Below are 17,267 nucleotides of genomic sequence, written 5' to 3' on the forward strand. Positions count from 1 at the left end.
CACGGCTCGAGTGATCCGGGGCTGCGGCGCGTAGCGTGGGGCGGGTGAGCATCCTCGACGACGCGCTCCTCGACCGCTTCCGCCTCCGTGCGGCCGACTACGACGCGCGCAACGTCTTCTTCACCGAGGATCTCGAGGAGCTGAAGGCCGCCGGGTATCTGACGATGCTCGTCCCGGCGGAGCTCGGCGGCGGCGGCCTCGGACTCGAGCAGGCCACGGCCGAGCACAGCCGGCTGGCGACGGCCGCTCCCGCGACCGCGCTCGCGACCACGATGCACCTGGTCTGGACCGGGATCGCGAAGGCCCTGCTCGCCCGCGGCGACGCCTCGCTCGAGCACGTCCTCGTCGACGCGGCGGCCGGGCACGTCTTCGCCTTCGGCAACAGCGAGCCCGGCAACGACCTCGTGCTCTCCGACTCGCTCACCCGCGCGGAGCCGCTCGGCGACGGCGGCTACCGCTTCACCGGAACCAAGATCTTCACCTCGCTCTCGCAGGCCTGGACCCGGCTCGGCGTCTTCGGCCGCGACGACAGCGGGCCGGAGCCGCGGCTCGTGCACGGCTTCGTCGACCGGTCTTCGCCGGACGCGCCGGTGCCGGGGCTCACCGTGCACGACGACTGGGACACCCTCGGCATGCGTGCGACGCAGAGCCGGACCACGGTGCTCGACGGCGTCGAGGTGCCGGCCGCGCGGATGTTCCGCTCGCTGCCCGTCGGCCCGACCGCCGATCCGCTGGTCTTCGCGATCTTCGCCGACTTCGAGCTGCTGATCGCCTCGGTCTACCTCGGGGTGGCCCAGCGCGCCCTCGAGCTCGGCGTGGCGTCGGCGCGGAAGCGGACGTCGCTCCGGGCCGGCGGGCGGCCGTTCTCCGAGGACCCGGACATCCGCTGGCGTCTCGCCGATGCGGCGATCCTGCTCGACGGACTCCGGGCACCGCTCGCGAGCGCGGCGGCCGACGTCGACGCCCTGGTCGATCGCGGAGCCGCCTGGTTCCCGTCGCTCGTCGGCGTGAAGATCCGCACCACCGAGGCGGCACTGCGCATCGTCGAGAGCGCCGTCCGCGTCGCGGGCGGCTCGTCCTACCGCCGCGACTCCGAGCTCTCCCGGCTCTACCGCGACGTGCTCGCCGGGCTCTTCCATCCGTCCGACGACGAGTCCGCGCACGGGCTCTTCGCGAACGCGCTGCTCGGGCCGGTACCGCCGCGGGAGTGAAGGGCGGACGTCCGGCATCGCCTGTGGACAACTCCGGCGGGCGCGGGGCGATCCGCTCTAGGGTCTCCGGATGCACCGGCTCCAGGACCTCTCGGCGGCGCTCGTCGGCGCGCTTCTGCTCGGCGCGATCGGGCTTGCGCGGGTCGAGGGGCGCGCGGCGATCGTCGTCCTCGTGGTCGCCGCGGCGACCGTGCCGCTCGTGGTCGCGGACGTGCGCGAGCGGCGGCTGCCGAACGCGCTGACGGTGCCGATCCTGCTGGCGGGGCTCGCGTCGACGGTCGGCGGGGTGCTCGCGGGGCGGGTGCCGGTGGAGCTGCCGGCCGCGCTGGTGACCGCGCTCGCGCTCGGGGTGCTGCACGCCGCGGGCGGGCTCGGCCGTGGCGACGTGAAGCTCGGGACGGGGCTCGCGCTTCCGCTCGCGGCGGTTGATCCGTTACCGGCCCTGGCCGCGCCGGTGCTCGCGTTCGTCCTGGCCGGCGCGTGGAGTCTGCCGTCGGCGCTGCGGGGCGGGGGCGAGCGGATCCCGTTCGGGCCGTTCCAGCTCGCCGCGTTCTGGCTCGTCATCGCGTGGACGTGACGTGCGAGCGTCCGACGCTGGTCCGCACGGCCGCGGAGGTGTAGACCGGGTGCCGAGCGAGGAGGCCGACGTGGCGGACGGCGACGGAGACGACGGGGTGGTCCGTGGGAGCGCGGCCCTGGAGCGGCGGACGACCTGCGCGATCGTGGGCGGCGGCCCCGCGGGCCTGGTGCTCGGTCTGCTCCTGGCGCGGGCCGGCGTCGAAGTGACGGTGCTGGAGAAGCACGCCGACTTCCTCCGCGACTTCCGCGGCGACACGGTGCATCCGACGACGCTGGGGCTGCTTGAGGACCTCGGGCTCCTCGGCCGCTTCGAGGCGGTCCGGCACTCGCGGGTGGAGCGCGTGACGATCCCGGGCCGCGACGGGCGCGACGTGGTGATCGCGGACTTCGCGCGGCTGCCGGTGCGCCACCCGTACGTCGCGATGGTGCCGCAGTGGGACCTGCTGGCCCTGGTCGCCGAGGCGGCGCAGGCCGAGCGCTGCTTCACCCTGCTCACCGAGCACGAGGTGACCGGCGTCGTCCGCGAGGGCGGGCGGGTCGTCGGTGTCGAGTACCGGTCGCCGGCCGGGGAGGGGCGCCTGCTCGCCGATCTGACGGTTGCCTGCGACGGGCGCTGGTCGGCCGTGCGCCGCTCGGCCGGGCTGCCCGTGCGGTCGCTGCCGGTCGGTTTCGACGTCTGGTGGTACCGCCTGCCGACCGCGCGGGCCGTGGGCGAGTCGCTCCTGCCGCGGATCGGGCGCGGGCGGGTGTCGATCGCGATCCCGCGCGACGGCTACCTGCAGATCGCGCGGCTGGGGCCCAAGGGCACCGACGCGGCGGTGCGGGAGCGGGGGATCGAGGCGTTCCGGGCGGAGGCGGCCGAGCTGCTCCCCGAGGTCGCCGAGGACGTGGAGGGGATCGCGTCGATGGACGACGTGAAGCACCTCGACGTCCGGCTCGAGCGACTGCCGCGCTGGCATGCTCCGGGGGTGCTCTGCCTCGGCGATGCGGCGCACGCGATGTCGCCGGTGGGCGGCGTCGGCATCAACCTGGCCGTGCAGGACGCCGTGGCGGCCGCGCGGCTGCTGGCCGGGCCGCTGCGCCGCGGTGTGCTGCGGACGGCATCCGGTGAGCGCGTGCTCGCGCGGGTGCAGCGCCGGCGCGCGCTGCCCGCCGTGCTGATCCAGTCGCTGCAGCGGGTCCTGCACGCACGCCTGATCCTCCCCGCGCTGAACGGGCGGCTCTCGGGGCCGCCGCGCGCGCTGGCGGTGCTGCTCCGGCTGCTGCCCGGGCTCGCGGTCGTGCCGGCGGCGCTGGTCGGCATCGGTCCCCGACCCGAGCGCGCGCCGTCGTGGTCGCGGCGGCCGGCCGCGCGCTGACGGCGGCGGGTCTCGATACGCCCCTGCGGGGCTACTCGACCAGCATGCGCGGGCGCCCGTCGCGCGACGGCCGACCCTTCATGTTGATCGAGTAGCCCGCGGAGCGGGCGTATCGAGATCCGCCGATGTCCGGAGGGTGGGTCTCGATACGCGCCTGCGGCGCTACTCGACCAGCATGGAGGCGGGCCTCAGCCCGGGTGGGTCATCGACATGACGTCGAGGGCGCTGTCGAGCTGCTCCTCCGTCACCTCGCCGCGCTCGACGAAGCCGAGGTCGACGACGGACTCGCGGACGGTGATGCCCTTCGCGACCGAGTTCTTCGCGACCTTGGCGGCGGCCTCGTAGCCGATCACCTTGTTCAGCGGCGTGACGATCGAGGGCGAGGACTCGGCGAGGGCGCGCGCGTGCTCGACGTTCGCCTCGAGGCCGTCGATGGTCTTGTCGGCGAGCAGCGTGGCCGAGGCGGTGAGCAGGCGGATCGACTCCAGCAGCGCGGTGCCCATCACAGGGATGGCGACGTTCAGCTCGAAGGCTCCGGAGGCGCCGGCCCAGGCGATCGTCGCGTCGTTGCCGATCACGCGGGCGCAGACCATCAGGACCGCCTCCGGGATCACCGGGTTCACCTTGCCCGGCATGATCGACGAGCCGGGCTGGAGGTCCGGGATGCTGAGCTCGCCGAGACCGGTGTTCGGGCCGGAGCCCATCCAGCGCAGGTCGTTGTTGATCTTGGTGAGGCTGACGGCGAGCACGCGGAGCGCGCCGGACGCCTCGACGAGCGAGTCGCGGGCGCCCTGCGCCTCGAAGTGGTTGCGCGCCTCGGTGACGGGCAGGCCGGTCTCCTCCGCGAGGCGGGCGATGACCTTCGCCGGGAAGCCGGCGGGCGTGTTGATGCCGGTGCCGACGGCGGTGCCGCCGAGCGGGACCTCCGCGACCCGGGGGAGGGCGGACTGCACGCGCTCGATGCCGAGGCGGATCTGCGCCGCGTAGCCGCCGAACTCCTGGCCGAGGGTGACGGGCGTCGCGTCCATCAGGTGGGTGCGGCCGGCCTTGACGACCTCGGCCCACAGCTCGGCCTTGGTCTCGAGGGCCTCGGCCAGGTGCTCGAGGGAGGGCACCAGGTCCTGGATCAGCGCGCCGGTCACGGCGACGTGCACCGAGGTGGGGAAGACGTCGTTCGAGGACTGCGAGGCGTTGACGTGGTCGTTCGGGTGCACCGGGCGGCCGAGCGCGGTGGTCGCCAGGGTGGCGAGCACCTCGTTCATGTTCATGTTCGACGACGTGCCGGAGCCGGTCTGGTAGACGTCGATGGGGAAGTGCTCGCCGTAGCCGCCGCCGACGACGAGGTCGGCCGCGTCGGCGATGGAGCGGGCGATCTCGCCGTCGAGCACGCCGAGGTCGGCGTTGACGAGGGCCGCGGCCTTCTTGATCCGGGCGAGGGCAGCGATCTGGGCGGGCTCGAGGCCGGCGCCGGAGATCGGGAAGTTCTCGACCGCGCGCTGCGTCTGCGCGGCGTAGAGCGCGTCGCGCGGGACGCGGACCTCGCCCATCGTGTCGTGCTCGATGCGGAAGGCGTCGTCGGCGCCGGAGTCGGTCGGGGAGGTGTCCACCACGCTGTGTTCGTCCTGTTCTGTTCGGTTCATCGGTTCGGTGAGAGGAGGTCGGTGCTCGGCTGCTCGGCGGCCGGAGCGGTCGCGTCGGGGCCCGACACGCTCTGCAGGGGGCTGGAGGTGCGCTCCTGCTCCGAGCGGTACGGGCTCATCTGCGGCGGGTCGATGCCGAGGACCACGTCGGAGTCGACGGTGCCGTCGGCGAGGCGGTAGTTGGCGCCGACGACCGCGAGCTCTCCCGCGGCGACCGCGTCGGCGATGAGCGGGGAGCGCTGCAGCAGCTCGGCGACGGTGTCGCGGAGGTGCTCGCGGCCGACGGCGAGGGCGTCGGTCGTCGACGGGTCGACGAGGACGCGGCCGTCGGGCTGCGGGCCGACGATGCGGCGGACGGCCGGGATGATCGGCTCGATCAGGTGCTCGATGTGCGGCGGGAGGCGCTCGGCGTCCGGCGCCTGCGACTGGATCGCGGCCTTGACCGCTCCGCACTCGTCGTGCCCGAGAACGAGGATCAGCTTCACGCCGAGCACGGCGACGCCGTACTCGAGGGAGCCGATGATCGAATCGGCGATGACCTGGCCGGCGTTGCGGACGACGAAGAGGTCGCCCAGGCCGAGGTCGAAGATGATCTCGGCGGCGAGGCGCGAGTCGCTGCAGCCGAACAGCGCGGCGAGCGGCTTCTGCTCGGCGGCGAGTTCGTTGCGGCGCTCGACGTCCTGGCGGGGGTGGCGGGGCTCACCGGCGACGAAGCGCTGGTTTCCGCGCAGCATCTCCTTCCAGACCCACGACGGCGGGCGCGATTCGCGCGCGACGGCGATGCTCTGCGGGACCTCGTGCTGGGGACTCGACGGATCGAAGCTCAACGGGACTCCTCCTGGCCGATCTGCGGGGTGATGGCGTCGACGACCTGGCGGATCTCGTCCGTCGGCGCCGTGCCGTAGACGAGGTAGGTGCTGCCACCGGCCGTCGTCTCGAGAGCGTAGGGGCTGTTGCCGGTCTCGCCGGCACCGTCGCGGTGGTCGTAGACCGTCCACTCGCGGCCGTCGATCTGCTCGACGCCGGTCGCGGCGGCGCTGTCGAGCTGGCCGGAGACCCAGCGGTCGTCGGCGTCGAAGCCCTGGCTGACGCCGATGTAGCCGCTCTTGGGCGTGATGAGGCCGACGTACCAGTACTCGATCCCGCCGTCCTCGCGCAGCTCGGCCGCGTTCGCGGACCAGGAGTCGGGCATGTCGGGCGTGGCGAGGGTCTCGCTCTCGCCGAGCTGGAACTGGGCGGCGACCGCCGGCACGTCGACGGGATCGCGGACTGTGCCCTCGCCGCGGGGGACGATCAGGACGATGAGCGCGACCGCACCGACGGTGGCGAGCAGCGAGAAGACGAGGTTGTTGACGGTCTTGCGCTGGCGGTAGAGCCGCGAGTTCTCGGCCTTGCGGGCCGCGGTCTCGGCGGCCGTCTCGGGACGGCCGAGCTCGGCGACGACGCGCGGCGGCTTCTCGCGGCTCATCCGGCGCTCGATCCGCCCGAGCGGGCGGCGTCGAGCCGCGCGCGGGCACCGATCAGCCACTCCTCGCAGCGGGCCGCGAGCGCCTCGCCGCGCTCCCACAGAGCGAGCGAGCGCTCGAGGGTGGAGCTGCCCTGCTCGAGCTCGGAGACGACGCGGACGAGCTCGTCGCGCGCCTGCTCGTAGCTGAAGCCGGAGACGTCGGACTCGCGGGTCGGGACGGGGTCGCTCGACGGCACGGCGGGGGAGTCGGTGCGGGCGTCGGCCATGGGGGTGATCCTATCGATCGGGGCTGCGAGGAGGGCGCGGGCGGGTGGGAGCGGGACGGGTCAGCCGCGGCCGGCGGGATCGGCCGCGGGGCCGGTCGAGCGGGCGGCGACGGCGCCCTCGGCGAGGGTGAGCACGAGCGCCTCGCCCTCGGCCGCGTCCTGCGGCGTGCGGACCACGTGACCGCTGCCGTTCTGCACGATCGCGTAGCCGCGGTCGAGGGTGTGCTGCGGCGACAGCGCGCGGAGCTGCCCGTGCAGGCGCTCGACCTCGAGGTGGGCGCGCTCGATCCGCCGCTCGACCAGCTCCGCGCCGCGGGCGACCCAGCGGGTCAGCTCCTCGGAGCGCTGGTCGACGAGGACCCGGGGCTGTGCGAGGACCGGCCGGGAGCGCAGCTGCGACAGGCGGTCGATCTCGTGCGAGACGAGCCCGCTGACGCGGGTGGTCATCCGCAGCCGCGCCTGCTGCACCCGGAGCAGCTCGTCGGAGACGTCCGGGACGACCCGCTTCGCCGCGTCGGTCGGGGTGGAGGCGCGGAGGTCCGCGACGTCGTCGAGCAGCGGGCGGTCCGCCTCGTGCCCGATCGCGCTGACGACGGGGGTGGTGCAGGCCGCGACCGCCCGGACGAGGGACTCGTCGCTGAAGCCGAGCAGGTTCTGGAAGTCGCCGCCGCCGCGGGCGATCACGATCACGTCGATGCTCGCGTCGGAGTCGAGGGTGCGCAGGGCGGAGGTCACCTCGGACACCGTGCGCTCGCCCTGCACGGCGGCGTGCACGACGCGGAAGCGGACGGCCGGCCAGCGCAGCTGCGCGTTGCGGAGGACGTCCTTCTCGGCGTCGGAGTCCTTGCCGGTGATCAGGCCGATCCCGTGCGGGAGGAAGGGCAGCCGCTGCTTGCGCGCCGGCTCGAACAGCCCCTCCGAGGCGAGCTGCCGGCGCAGCCGCTCGAGCTTCTCGAGCAGATCGCCGAGCCCGACGTGCCGCATCTCGAAGACCTGCATCGAGAGCGTGCCGCCCTTGACCCAGTAGTTCGGCTTGACCAGCGCGATCACCCGGTCGCCCTGCTTGAGGTCCGCCGGGAGGCGGGCCCGGACCGAGGACCAGACCGTGAAGCCGACGGTGGCGTCGCCGGAGAGGTCCTTCAGCTTGCCGTAGACGTTGCCGCCGGAGACGCCCCACTGCGTGATCTCACCCTCGACCCACGCGGTGCCGAGACGCTCGATCCAGCCCTTGATCTTGCTCGCGAGCAGACCGACCGGCCAGGGAGCATCGGCGGTGGGAGGGGCGTCTGTCATCGGTGCCTTCGCTGGAGCGGGCGGGCGGGGGAGCGGGCGGCGGACCCGCGACGACCACGGTACGGGATGCCTCCGACACCTCGGCGGCCGCGGCGCCGGGCCGGGCGCGAGGCCGCCCGTCCGGCCGCCGGTCAGCGGATCCGGGCCTTCCGCGGGGAGCACAGGCTGCACCGCGTAGAATCGCGGGGTGAGTGAAGCCCCGATCAGCCTGCCCATGCCGCGCATGCCCCGCGCAACCGGGCGCCTGCGCGACGAGCCCGTCGACGGTGCCAAGCGAGTCCTCCTCGCCGCCCCGCGCGGCTACTGCGCCGGCGTCGACCGCGCGGTCGTCGCCGTCGAGAAGGCCATCGAGCACTACGGCGCCCCCGTCTACGTCCGCAAGCAGATCGTGCACAACGTGCACGTCGTCTCCACGCTCGAGAGCCAGGGCGCGATCTTCGTCGAGGAGGTCGACGAGGTCCCCGAGGGCTCGCACATCGTCTTCAGCGCGCACGGCGTCTCGCCGGCGGTCGTGCAGGGTGCGGCCGACCGCAACCTCCAGGCGATCGACGCGACCTGCCCGCTCGTCACGAAGGTGCACCGCGAGGCCGTCCGCTTCGCGCGCGACGACTTCGAGATCCTCCTGATCGGCCACGAGGGGCACGAGGAGGTCGAGGGCACCGCGGGCGAGGCTCCCGATCACGTGACCCTGGTCGGCAGCCCCGACGACGTCCCGAACATCGTGGTGAAGGACCCGGACAAGGTCGTCTGGCTCTCGCAGACCACGCTCTCGGTCGACGAGACGATGGAGACGGTGCGCCGCCTCCGCGAGCGCTTCCCCAACCTGCAGAACCCGCCGAGCGACGACATCTGCTACGCCACCCAGAACCGCCAGGTCGCGATCAAGAAGGTCGCCGAGCACGCCGAGCTGGTCATCGTGGTCGGCTCCGCCAACTCCTCGAACTCGGTCCGCCTCGTCGAGGTCGCGCTCGAGTACGGCGCGAAGGCCGCGTACCGGATCGACTACGCCAGCGAGATCAAGCAGGAGTGGCTCGACGGCATCCGCACCGTCGGCGTCACCAGCGGCGCCTCGGTGCCCGAGGTCCTCGTCCGCGAGGTGCTCGACGACCTCGCCGCCGCCGGTTACGGCGACGTCGAGGAGGTCAAGACGGCCGAGGAGGACCTGATGTTCTCGCTCCCCAAGGAGCTGCGCAAGGACGTCGCCGGCAAGCGCGACGCCCGCGGGGCCGGCGGACGCGTGAGCGCCTCCGTCAGCGCCTGAGGCACCGTTCGTACCACGCCGAGAAGGCCGCCGCTCCCGAGGGAGGGCGGCCTTCTTCGCGTCAGCCGGTCGGGCGCTAGACGTCCGTGCCGGTCCCGGCGGACATCCGCGAGACGTAGTCGGCGAAGGTCGGATCGCCGAGGATCGCGATGGCGGCGACCGTCAGCGAGAGCACGACCGTCGCGACGATCCCCAGGATCGGCACCAGCACGGCGCGCTTGCCGGCCCGCAGCCGGCGGATCGAGATCCAGACCGCGAACGCGACGATCAGCGCCTGCGCGAGCGCGACGACCAGCCCGAGGGTGCGGGCGAGATCGGGGGAGGCGTAGGTGCCGATGCCCTGGCTCGTGTAGAGCTCGGAGAGCGTGGTGGCGAAGCTCGACGGGTCGAGCAGCGTCGGCACCGCGAAGAAGACGCCGAGCGCGAGCAGGATGATCGTGATCAGCCGGTCGACGGGGTGCGCGACGGTCTTCGCGGAGGGCGCGGTCGCGGGCCGCGGATCGGTCTCGGACCCTCGCGGGTCGGGGACGACGACGGCGTCCTCCGGAGGCGTCCACGACCAGCCGGGCGGCGCGTACTCGCCGTACTGCGGTTCCGGGCGCTCGGTGCGGCCCGGCTGGTCGTGTGCGTTTGTCACGGAGCGGTGCCCTACTTCCCGGAGTGGCCGGCGGAGCCGAGCTGGCGGGTCGCCTCGGCGACGCGGACGGCCATGGCGGACTCGGCGATCTTGCCCCACGAGCGCGGGTCGTAGACCTTCTTGTTGCCGACCTCGCCGTCGACCTTGAGGAAGCCGTCGTAGTTCTTCAGCACGGTGTCGGCGACCGAGCGGCTGAAGGCGTACTGGGTGTCGGTGTCGATGTTCATCTTCACGACGCCGTTGCGGACCGCCTCGGCGATCTCCTCGTCCGTCGAGCCGGAGCCGCCGTGGAAGACGAGGTCGAGCGGGAGCGCCTCGGTGCCGTACTTCTTCTGCAGGCCGTCCTGGATCTCGCGGAGCAGCTCGGGACGCAGGCGCACGTTGCCGGGCTTGTAGACGCCGTGGACGTTGCCGAAGGTCAGCGCGGCCATGTAGCGGCCCTGCTCGCCGAAGCCGAGGGCCTCGACGGTCGCGATCGCGTCGTCGAGCGTGGTGTAGAGGTGCTCGTTGATGTCGTGCGAGACGCCGTCCTCCTCGCCGCCGACGACGCCGATCTCGACCTCGAGGATCGCGTTGATCGCTTTGACGCGCGGCAGGATCTCCTGGGCGATCTTCAGGTTCTCGTCGAGGGGCACGGCCGAGCCGTCCCACATGTGCGACTGGAAGAGCGGCTCGCGACCGGCCTTGACCTCCTCCTCGGAGGCGGCGATCAGCGGGTAGACGAAGCCCTCGAGCGCGTTCTGCGGGCAGTGGTCGGTGTGCAGCGCGACCGTGACCGGGTAGTTCTTGGCGACCTCGGTGGCGAACTTCGCGAAGGCGATCGCTCCGGCGGCGCGGTTCTTGACCGTGTGGCCGGCGAAGTAGTCGGCGCCTCCGGTCGTGACCTGGATGATGCCGTCCGAGCCGGCCTCGGACAGGCCCTGCAGCACCGAGTTGATGGTCTGCGAGGAGGAGACGTTGAACGCGGGGTACGCGAAGCCGCCCTTCTTCGCCTTGTCGAGCATCTCTGCGTACTGGTCCGGGGTAGCGACGGGCATGGCATCTCCTTTGACGGATGAACGGGAGGGGGTCGGGCGAGGCCCGCGTCGGCGTCGAGTCTAGCGAGGCGGCTGCGGGGCGTCCCCCGGGCGCGGGGCGGGCCTCGGATAGACTCCGCTCCGGGATGGGGATCCGCTCCGCGGGTCCTGCGACGACGCCGTCTGCACGAACTCGAACGCGAAGGACTCCGCGCTGTGACCGATATCGACCACGACTCGCTCTACCTCCACCCGGACCGCAACCTCGGCATGGAGCTCGTCCGAGCCACCGAGGCGGCGGCGATCCGCGCCGTCCCCTTCATCGGCAAGGGCGACAAGAACGCCGCCGACGGTGCCGCCGTCGACGCGATGCGCACCTTCCTCGGCACCGTCAACTTCGACGGGGTCGTCGTCATCGGCGAGGGCGAGAAGGACAACGCGCCGATGCTCTACAACGGCGAGCACGTCGGCAACGGCTCCGGGCCGGCCGCCGACATCGCCGTCGATCCGATCGACGGGACCTCGCTGACCGCCGCGGGCCGGCAGAACGCGCTGTCGATGATCGCCGTCGCGGACCGCGGGGCGATGTTCGACCCCTCCGCCGTCTTCTACATGGAGAAGATCGTCACCGGGCCCGAGGGCGTGGGGATCATCGACATCGAGCGCCCGATCGGCGAGAACATCCGCGCGCTGGCGCGGGCCAAGCGCAAGCCCGTCGACGAGATGCGCATCGCGGTGCTCGACCGCCCGCGGCACGCGCAGCTGATCGACGACATCCGCGCGGCGGGCGCCGGGACGCGGCTGCTGCTCGACGGCGATGTCGCGGGCGGCATCAACGCCGCTCGGCACGACTCGCGGGTCGACATGTGCGTGGGGACCGGAGGGACGCCCGAGGGCATCATCACCGCGTGCGCCATCCGCGCGCTCGGCGGCGTGATCCAGGGCATCCTCCGCCCCAAGGACGACGACGAGCGCCAGCGCGCGATCGACGCCGGCCACGACCTCGACCGCGTCCTGCACGCGAACGACCTGGTCCGCAGCGACAACACCTACTTCGTCGCCACCGGCGTGACCAACGGCGGGCTGGTGAAGGGCGTCCGCAAGGAGGGCCACATCATCACCACCGAGTCGATCGTCCTGCGCTCGCGCTCGGGCACGATCCGCCGCGTGACGGCCCAGCACCTCGCGGAGAAGTGGGTCTAGGCCGCCGCTGCATGCTGGTCGAGCAGCCGCGGAGCGGCGTATCGAGACCCCGCCTCCGTCGGACGGTGGATCTCGATACGCGCCCTGCGGGCGCTACTCGATCAGCATGAATCTGACAGGCGCACATCCATGCTGGTCGAGTAGCCGCGGAGCGGCGTATCGAGACCCGGCGGCTCAGGCCGTGCGCTCGTCCGGGGCGAGGAGCTCGACGGCCGTCAGTCGGCGCGGGGACGCCGTGACGCCGCCGGCCGGCGCGATCACGCGGGACTCGTCGAGGGTGTCGAACTGGCGCGCGGTGACGAGGACGCGGGTCTCGAGCGAGCCGGCGAAGGCGTTGTAGGAGTCGACCGTCTTCTCGATCGAGCGGCGCAGCCCCTCCGCGTGGTCGGCGAGGGTCGCCAGCCGCGCGTAGAGCGTCTTGCCGAGGTCGAGCAGGCGCTTCGCGTCGTCGGTCAGCACGTCCTGCTGCCAGGTGTAGGCGACGGTCTTCAGCACGGACCAGAGCGTCACCGGCGAGGCGAGGGCGACCCGCTTGCGGAACGCGTACTCCAGCAGCGTCGGGTCGGCGTCGAGCGCGCTCGCCAGCAGCGGCTCGCTGGGGATGAAGGCGATGACGAACTCCGGGCTCGCCGGCAGCCCCGTCCAGTAGGCGCGGCCGGCGAGGGCGTCGATGTGCCCGCGGAGGGCCCGCACGTGCGCTCGCAGCAGACCGGCGCGCCGGGCCTCCTCCTCGGCCCCCGCGCCGGCGGGGATCGCGCTCGCCTCGAGGTAGGCGTCGAACGGCACCTTCGCGTCGACGGCGATCGCCTTGCCGCCGGGGAGGCGGACGACCATGTCGGCGCGGCCCTTCCCGCCCTCGCCCTCCAGGCCGAACTGCACGTCGAAGTCGACCCGCTGCGTCAGCCCGGCCGCCTCGACGACGTTGCGCAGCTGCGTCTCGCCCCACGCACCCCGGCTGGCGCTCGACCGCAGCGCGGAGGCGAGCGTCTCGGTGGTCGAGCGGAGCCTCTCCCCGGCGAGCCGCTGCCCCTCCAGCTGCTCGGTGATGGCGCCGAACTGCGCGGCGCGCTCGCTCTCGAGGCGGCGCACCGACTCCTGCATCCCGCGCAGGCTCTCGGCGACGGGGGAGAGCGTCTGCAGGATCCGCGCGTCGTGCCGCTCGCGCTCGGCGACGACCCGCAGCTGCTCCTGCAGCTCGCGGATCTGGTCGCGGGCGGAGCCGAGGTGCTCGCGGTGCTGCTCCACGACCGACTCGTGCCGCTCCTCGAGCCCCTCGGCCCGCGCCTGCGCCGTGGCCAGCTCGAGCGCGAGCGCGGTGTCGGGAGTGCGGGCACGGGCGAGCAGCACGGCGACGACGGCGGCGAGGAGCGCGCCGACCGCGAGGCCGAGGACGAAGCTGAGTTCCATGCGCCGAGGAGACCACGGACCTCCGACATCCGCGCTGCGGCGCTCCGACGATGTCCGTCTGACCCTCGGACGGGTGTCCGGAGCGGGAGGAGGCGGAGTCGGAGGTTGCCCCTAGGCTTCGGGACCATGGGGAATCACCGCCGTCCTTCGCGCCTGCTCACCGCCGCACTCGCCCTCGCCGTCGGACTCGGGACCGCTCTCGTCCCGGTCGCCGCCGCCTCCGCCGCCGACGAGACGCTGCCGCCCGCGTCCGTCCTGGTCGATCCGGGAGCGGGGGAGGCGCAGGTCACCGCCGCCGACGGCTCCGTCCTGCCCGACGTGAAGGTCCAGTACGAGGCGGAGAGCACCAAGAGCTTCCGCGCCGGCTACATCTTCAGCGACGCGAACTTCTTCGACAGCGACGCCCGCTCGGCGCAGCAGATGCAGGCGCTCCTGGACGACAAGGGCCGCAACTGCTCCGGCACGCCCAACGGCGTGCCCTGCCTCAAGGCCTTCAGCCAGGTCACGCCGTCGAAGGCGGCCGATGCGATGTGCAAGGCGTACCGCGGCGGCGTCCTCGAGTCCGCGGCGTCGATCTTCGCCGGCGTCGGCGAGGCCTGCGGCATCAGCCCGCTCGTGCTCGCCGTCCTCGTGCAGAAGGAGACGAGCCTCGTCTCGACGACGAGCCCCACCGAGCGCCTCTACAACCGCGCGACCGGCTTCAACTGCCCCGACAGCACCGGCTGCGACAACGGCTCCGCCGGCTTCTTCACCCAGGTCTACGGCGCGGCCCGGCAGTTCAAGAAGTACGCGAACCCGCCCGGCTCCGGCTCGAACTTCACCGCCTACGCCGCGGGCACGACGCCGAGCATCCTCTTCAACCCGGACACGTCCTGCGGCTCGTCGCCGGTCGCGATCCGCAACCAGGCCACGGCGAACCTGTACTACTACACGCCGTACCAGCCCAACAGCTACGCGCTGACGAACACCGGCAACCAGGCCTGCGCCACCTACGGCAACATCAACTTCTGGTACATCTTCAGCGACTGGAACGGCTCGCTCGCCAACGCCGGCGTCGCCCCGGCCGGCCGCGTCGACGCCCCGAGGATCTCGGGCGGCACGCTGACCGCCTCCGGCTGGGCCGTCGACCCGACGACGCAGCGCGCGCAGCTCGCCACCACCGTCACCATCACCGCGCCCGACGGCTCCAAGACCGTCCGCACCCAGACCGCGAACGCATCGCGCGGCGACATCCCGGGGGAGTACCCGGCCGCCGGCGGCAACCACGGCTTCGCCGCGACCGCCCCCGCCTCGGCCGCCGGCACCTACACGGTCTGCGCCAGCGCCGCCTCGGTGGACTGGAACCTCTGGACCGGCTCGGGCGACGCGAAGGCGCCCGGCACCAAGGACCTCGGCTGCACGAGCGTGTCCAACGGAACGACCGTTCCCGTCGAGCGGATCGCCGGCACCGACCGCCAGGACACGGCCGTCCGCGTCTCGAAGGCGACCTTCACGGCGAACGTCCCCGTCGTCTACGTCGCGACCGGCTCCGCCTTCCCGGACGCGCTGAGCGCCGCTCCCGCCGCGGCCAAGCAGGGCGGCCCGCTCCTGCTCGTCGACCGCGACTCGATGTCGCAGCCGGTCCGCACCGAGCTGACCCGCCTCAAGCCCGCGAAGATCGTCGTGGTCGGCTCCACGCTGAGCGTCAGCGACGCCGTGCTGCAGGACCTCAAGCAGTACGTCCGCGGCGGAGCGACCCCCACCCGCCTCGGCGGTGTCGACCGCTACGACACCGCGAAGAAGGTCGTCCAGTACGCCTTCTCCGACGGGTCGAGCCGGGCGTGGCTCGCGACGGGCGAGAAGTTCCCCGACGCCCTGGGCGCCAGCGCGGCGGCCGGCTCGGTGGACGCTCCGGTGCTCCTGGTCAACGGGACGCTGGCGACCGCGGACGCCACGACGAAGAGCCTCGTCTCGCAGCTCGGAGTCCGCTCGCTCACGATCGCGGGCAACGCCCTCTCGGTGAGCGACGGCATCGAGCGCTCGCTCACCGTCGCCTCGAAGACGCGGATCGCGGGCTCTGACCGCTACGACACCTCGGAGAAGCTGAACAGGGCCGCCTTCCAGCGGGCGAACACGGTCTACCTCGCGACCGGGGAGAACTTCCCGGACGCGCTCGCCGGAGCGACCGCCGCCGGCTACACCTCGAGCCCGCTCTTCGCGGTCCCGCGGGACTGCGTGCCGCAGGCGGTGCTGAACGACATCACTGCGTTCGGCGCCAAGAAGGTCGTCCTGCTCGGCGGCCCGAACACGCTGTCGGACGCGGTCGCGCGGCTCACGCCCTGCGGCTGATGCTCCGGCGCACGGCCGCTAGCGTGGAGGGATGAGCGCGGCCGATCCCTCCCCGGCCGTCCCCTCCCCGTCCGTCATCCGACGTCGACGGGGAGGGGCGGCGGCTCTCGCCGCCCTCGCGGTGGTGCTGCTGCTCCCCGGAGCGACGGACCTCGGCGCGGCGGCCGCTCCCGCGACCGAGGTGCCGAGCATCCGGATGTGGACCGACCTGGCCGGCGGCGTCGACGGCTCGGGCTTCGACCCGGGCGACATCGTGTCGGACGAGGTCTTCTTCGACGGCGACGCCCTCGGCCCGCTGACGATCCAGGCCTTCCTCAACGCGCGGGTGCCCTCCTGCGCGGGGACCGATGTCCCGTGCCTGCGGGACTACGCCGAGGACACCGGCGACGTCGCCGCCGACGAGCAGTGCGCCGCCGTCACGGGTGGGCAGGACGTCTCGGCCGCCGAGATCATCGCCTTCGTCGCCGGCGCCTGCGACGTCAGCCCCGCCGTGCTGCTGACGCTGCTGCAGAAGGAGCAGTCACTGGTGACCGACAGCGCGCCGAGCGAGCGCCAGTTCCGCAGCGCCACCGGCTACGGCTGCCCGGACACGGCGGACTGCGACAGCGACTACTTCGGCTTCTTCGGCCAGGTCTACGGCGCGGCCTGGCAGTTCCAGCGCTACCGCAACCCCGACAGCAGCTTCGACTGGTACCCGGTCGGCGAGACCAGCGAGATCCAGTACTCGCCCGACGCCGCCTGCGGGACGGCCCCGGTGCGGATCGAGAACGCGGCGACCGCGGGGCTCTACTACTACACGCCGTACCAGCCGAACGCGGCCGCCATGGACGACCTCTACGGCTCGGGCGACGCGTGCTCGGCCTACGGCAACCGCAACTTCTGGCGCATCTTCAGCAACTGGTTCGGCGACCCGCGCGCGGGGGAGTGAGGGCGCCGGCTCTCGGATCGCCGCCCCGGGCCTCAGGCGGCGATCGGCGCTTTCGGCCGCAGCCGCTTGACCGACACTCCGGCCAGCTCGCCGAGCTCGGCCAGGCTGCCGGCCCCGTGCCGGCGGGCCGCGTGCACCACGATCGCGGCGCAGGCCTCGGCGTCGGCCGACGCGTCGTGGTGGCGGAAGTCGTCGTAACCGGCGGCGAACGCGACGGACGGCAGGCGGTAGGACTCGAGCTGGTAGGTCCTGCGGGCGAGCTGGAGCGAGCAGAGGTAGTCGTAGGCGGGGAGCTCGAGCGCCGTCGCGGCGCAGGCGGCGCGGATGACGCTCATGTCGAAGCCGGCGTTGTGGGCGACGAAGACGTCCTCGCCGGCGAAGGCGACGAGGTCGGCGAACTGCTCGACCCAGGAGGCGGCCGCGTGCACGTCGTGCTTGCGGATGCCGTGGATGCGGGTGTTCCACTCGAGGAAGTCGTCGTAGCCGTAGGGCGGGCGGATGAGCCAGCCGGCACGGTCGACGACGCGGCCGTCGCGGACCTTGACGAGCCCGACGGAGCAGGCGGACGCTCCGTGCGAATTGGCGGTCTCGAAGTCGATGGCGGTGAAGTCGATGGGCACGCTTCACCCTCTCACGCACCTCCGACGCCGCCCGGACCGGCACGCGGCACCC

General features: G+C 72.9%; 15 protein-coding genes and 1 pseudogene. 7 read left to right on the forward strand and 9 right to left on the reverse strand.

The features are described from left to right. Positions 1-35 precede the first annotated feature (35 nt). The 3 genes from EDF45_RS05895 to EDF45_RS05905 all read left to right on the forward strand — a co-directional run bounded on the left by EDF45_RS05895 (position 36) and on the right by EDF45_RS05905 (position 3,148). On the forward strand, positions 36-1,211 hold the full coding sequence (locus EDF45_RS05895; protein WP_123735284.1) for an acyl-CoA dehydrogenase family protein: 1,176 nt from the start codon (positions 36-38) through the stop codon (positions 1,209-1,211). Positions 1,212-1,281: 70 nt separating this feature from the next. Beyond that, the gene (locus EDF45_RS05900) at positions 1,282-1,788 is read left to right on the forward strand and encodes a prepilin peptidase (RefSeq protein WP_123735285.1); all 507 of its coding nucleotides are present in this window, start codon (positions 1,282-1,284) and stop codon (positions 1,786-1,788) included. 70 nt (positions 1,789-1,858) lie between these two features. Continuing rightward, positions 1,859-3,148 carry an FAD-dependent oxidoreductase gene (locus EDF45_RS05905; protein ID WP_260311857.1) on the forward strand — a complete coding sequence of 430 codons (1,290 nt, stop codon included), beginning with the start codon at positions 1,859-1,861 and terminating at the stop codon, positions 3,146-3,148. Between the two features lie 188 nt (positions 3,149-3,336). On the opposite strand, the gene EDF45_RS05910 is transcribed toward EDF45_RS05905, so the two are convergent. The 5 genes and pseudogenes from EDF45_RS05910 to xseA form a co-directional block, all read right to left on the reverse strand. Continuing rightward, the gene (locus tag EDF45_RS05910; protein WP_260311858.1) at positions 3,337-4,758 is read right to left on the reverse strand and encodes an aspartate ammonia-lyase; all 1,422 of its coding nucleotides are present in this window, start codon (positions 4,756-4,758) and stop codon (positions 3,337-3,339) included. A 158-nt stretch (positions 4,759-4,916) separates the two neighbouring features. Continuing rightward, positions 4,917-5,522: pseudogene (locus EDF45_RS05915) on the reverse strand (carbonic anhydrase); the annotation flags it as partial. 89 nt (positions 5,523-5,611) lie between these two features. Next, the gene (locus EDF45_RS05920) at positions 5,612-6,256 is read right to left on the reverse strand and encodes a DUF4245 domain-containing protein (protein WP_123735287.1); all 645 of its coding nucleotides are present in this window, start codon (positions 6,254-6,256) and stop codon (positions 5,612-5,614) included. Continuing rightward, a complete protein-coding gene (locus tag EDF45_RS05925) occupies positions 6,253-6,522 on the reverse strand; it encodes an exodeoxyribonuclease VII small subunit (protein ID WP_260311859.1) in 270 nt (89 codons plus the stop codon). The genes EDF45_RS05920 and EDF45_RS05925 overlap by 4 nt, the downstream gene beginning before the upstream one ends. A 60-nt stretch (positions 6,523-6,582) precedes the next feature. Continuing rightward, positions 6,583-7,815, reverse strand: a complete 1,233-nt coding sequence (gene xseA / locus EDF45_RS05930) for an exodeoxyribonuclease VII large subunit (RefSeq protein ID WP_123735288.1) — start codon at positions 7,813-7,815, stop codon at positions 6,583-6,585. 214 nt (positions 7,816-8,029) lie between these two features. On the opposite strand from xseA, the gene EDF45_RS05935 reads away from it, so the two are divergent. After that, the gene (locus tag EDF45_RS05935) at positions 8,030-9,076 is read left to right on the forward strand and encodes a 4-hydroxy-3-methylbut-2-enyl diphosphate reductase (protein WP_123735289.1); all 1,047 of its coding nucleotides are present in this window, start codon (positions 8,030-8,032) and stop codon (positions 9,074-9,076) included. A 76-nt stretch (positions 9,077-9,152) separates the two neighbouring features. On the opposite strand, the gene EDF45_RS05940 is transcribed toward EDF45_RS05935, so the two are convergent. Continuing rightward, the gene (locus tag EDF45_RS05940) at positions 9,153-9,713 is read right to left on the reverse strand and encodes a DUF6264 family protein (protein ID WP_123735290.1); all 561 of its coding nucleotides are present in this window, start codon (positions 9,711-9,713) and stop codon (positions 9,153-9,155) included. A gap of 11 nt (positions 9,714-9,724) precedes the next feature. Beyond that, complete coding sequence (fbaA, locus tag EDF45_RS05945) at positions 9,725-10,750, reverse strand: class II fructose-bisphosphate aldolase (RefSeq protein ID WP_123445424.1); 1,026 nt, start codon at positions 10,748-10,750, stop codon at positions 9,725-9,727. Positions 10,751-10,999: 249 nt separating this feature from the next. Here fbaA and glpX point away from each other — a divergent pair, with 249 nt between their 5' ends. Next, positions 11,000-11,932, forward strand: coding sequence for a class II fructose-bisphosphatase (glpX, locus tag EDF45_RS05950; RefSeq protein ID WP_123445977.1), 933 nt, complete (start codon positions 11,000-11,002; stop codon positions 11,930-11,932). A 174-nt stretch (positions 11,933-12,106) separates the two neighbouring features. Here the strand turns inward: glpX and EDF45_RS05955 are convergent, their stop codons facing one another. After that, entirely contained in the window at positions 12,107-13,339 is a 1,233-nt protein-coding gene (locus tag EDF45_RS05955) for a DNA recombination protein RmuC (protein ID WP_123735291.1), read from the reverse strand. Between the two features lie 126 nt (positions 13,340-13,465). Between EDF45_RS05955 and EDF45_RS05960 the strand changes: the two genes are divergently transcribed. Beyond that, positions 13,466-15,667 carry a cell wall-binding repeat-containing protein gene (locus tag EDF45_RS05960; RefSeq protein ID WP_123735292.1) on the forward strand — a complete coding sequence of 734 codons (2,202 nt, stop codon included), beginning with the start codon at positions 13,466-13,468 and terminating at the stop codon, positions 15,665-15,667. Between the two features lie 31 nt (positions 15,668-15,698). After that, positions 15,699-16,595: a hemagglutinin gene (locus tag EDF45_RS05965; RefSeq protein WP_123735293.1), complete on the forward strand. Its 897-nt coding sequence runs from the start codon at positions 15,699-15,701 to the stop codon at positions 16,593-16,595. A 32-nt stretch (positions 16,596-16,627) separates the two neighbouring features. Here EDF45_RS05965 and EDF45_RS05970 read toward each other — a convergent pair whose 3' ends face one another. After that, positions 16,628-17,215, reverse strand: a complete 588-nt coding sequence (locus tag EDF45_RS05970) for an exonuclease domain-containing protein (protein ID WP_123735294.1) — start codon at positions 17,213-17,215, stop codon at positions 16,628-16,630. Positions 17,216-17,267: the final 52 nt, after the last annotated feature.

It is taken from the genome of Rathayibacter sp. PhB186 (assembly GCF_003751825.1).
Classification (GTDB): Bacteria; Actinomycetota; Actinomycetes; order Actinomycetales; family Microbacteriaceae; genus Rathayibacter; species Rathayibacter festucae.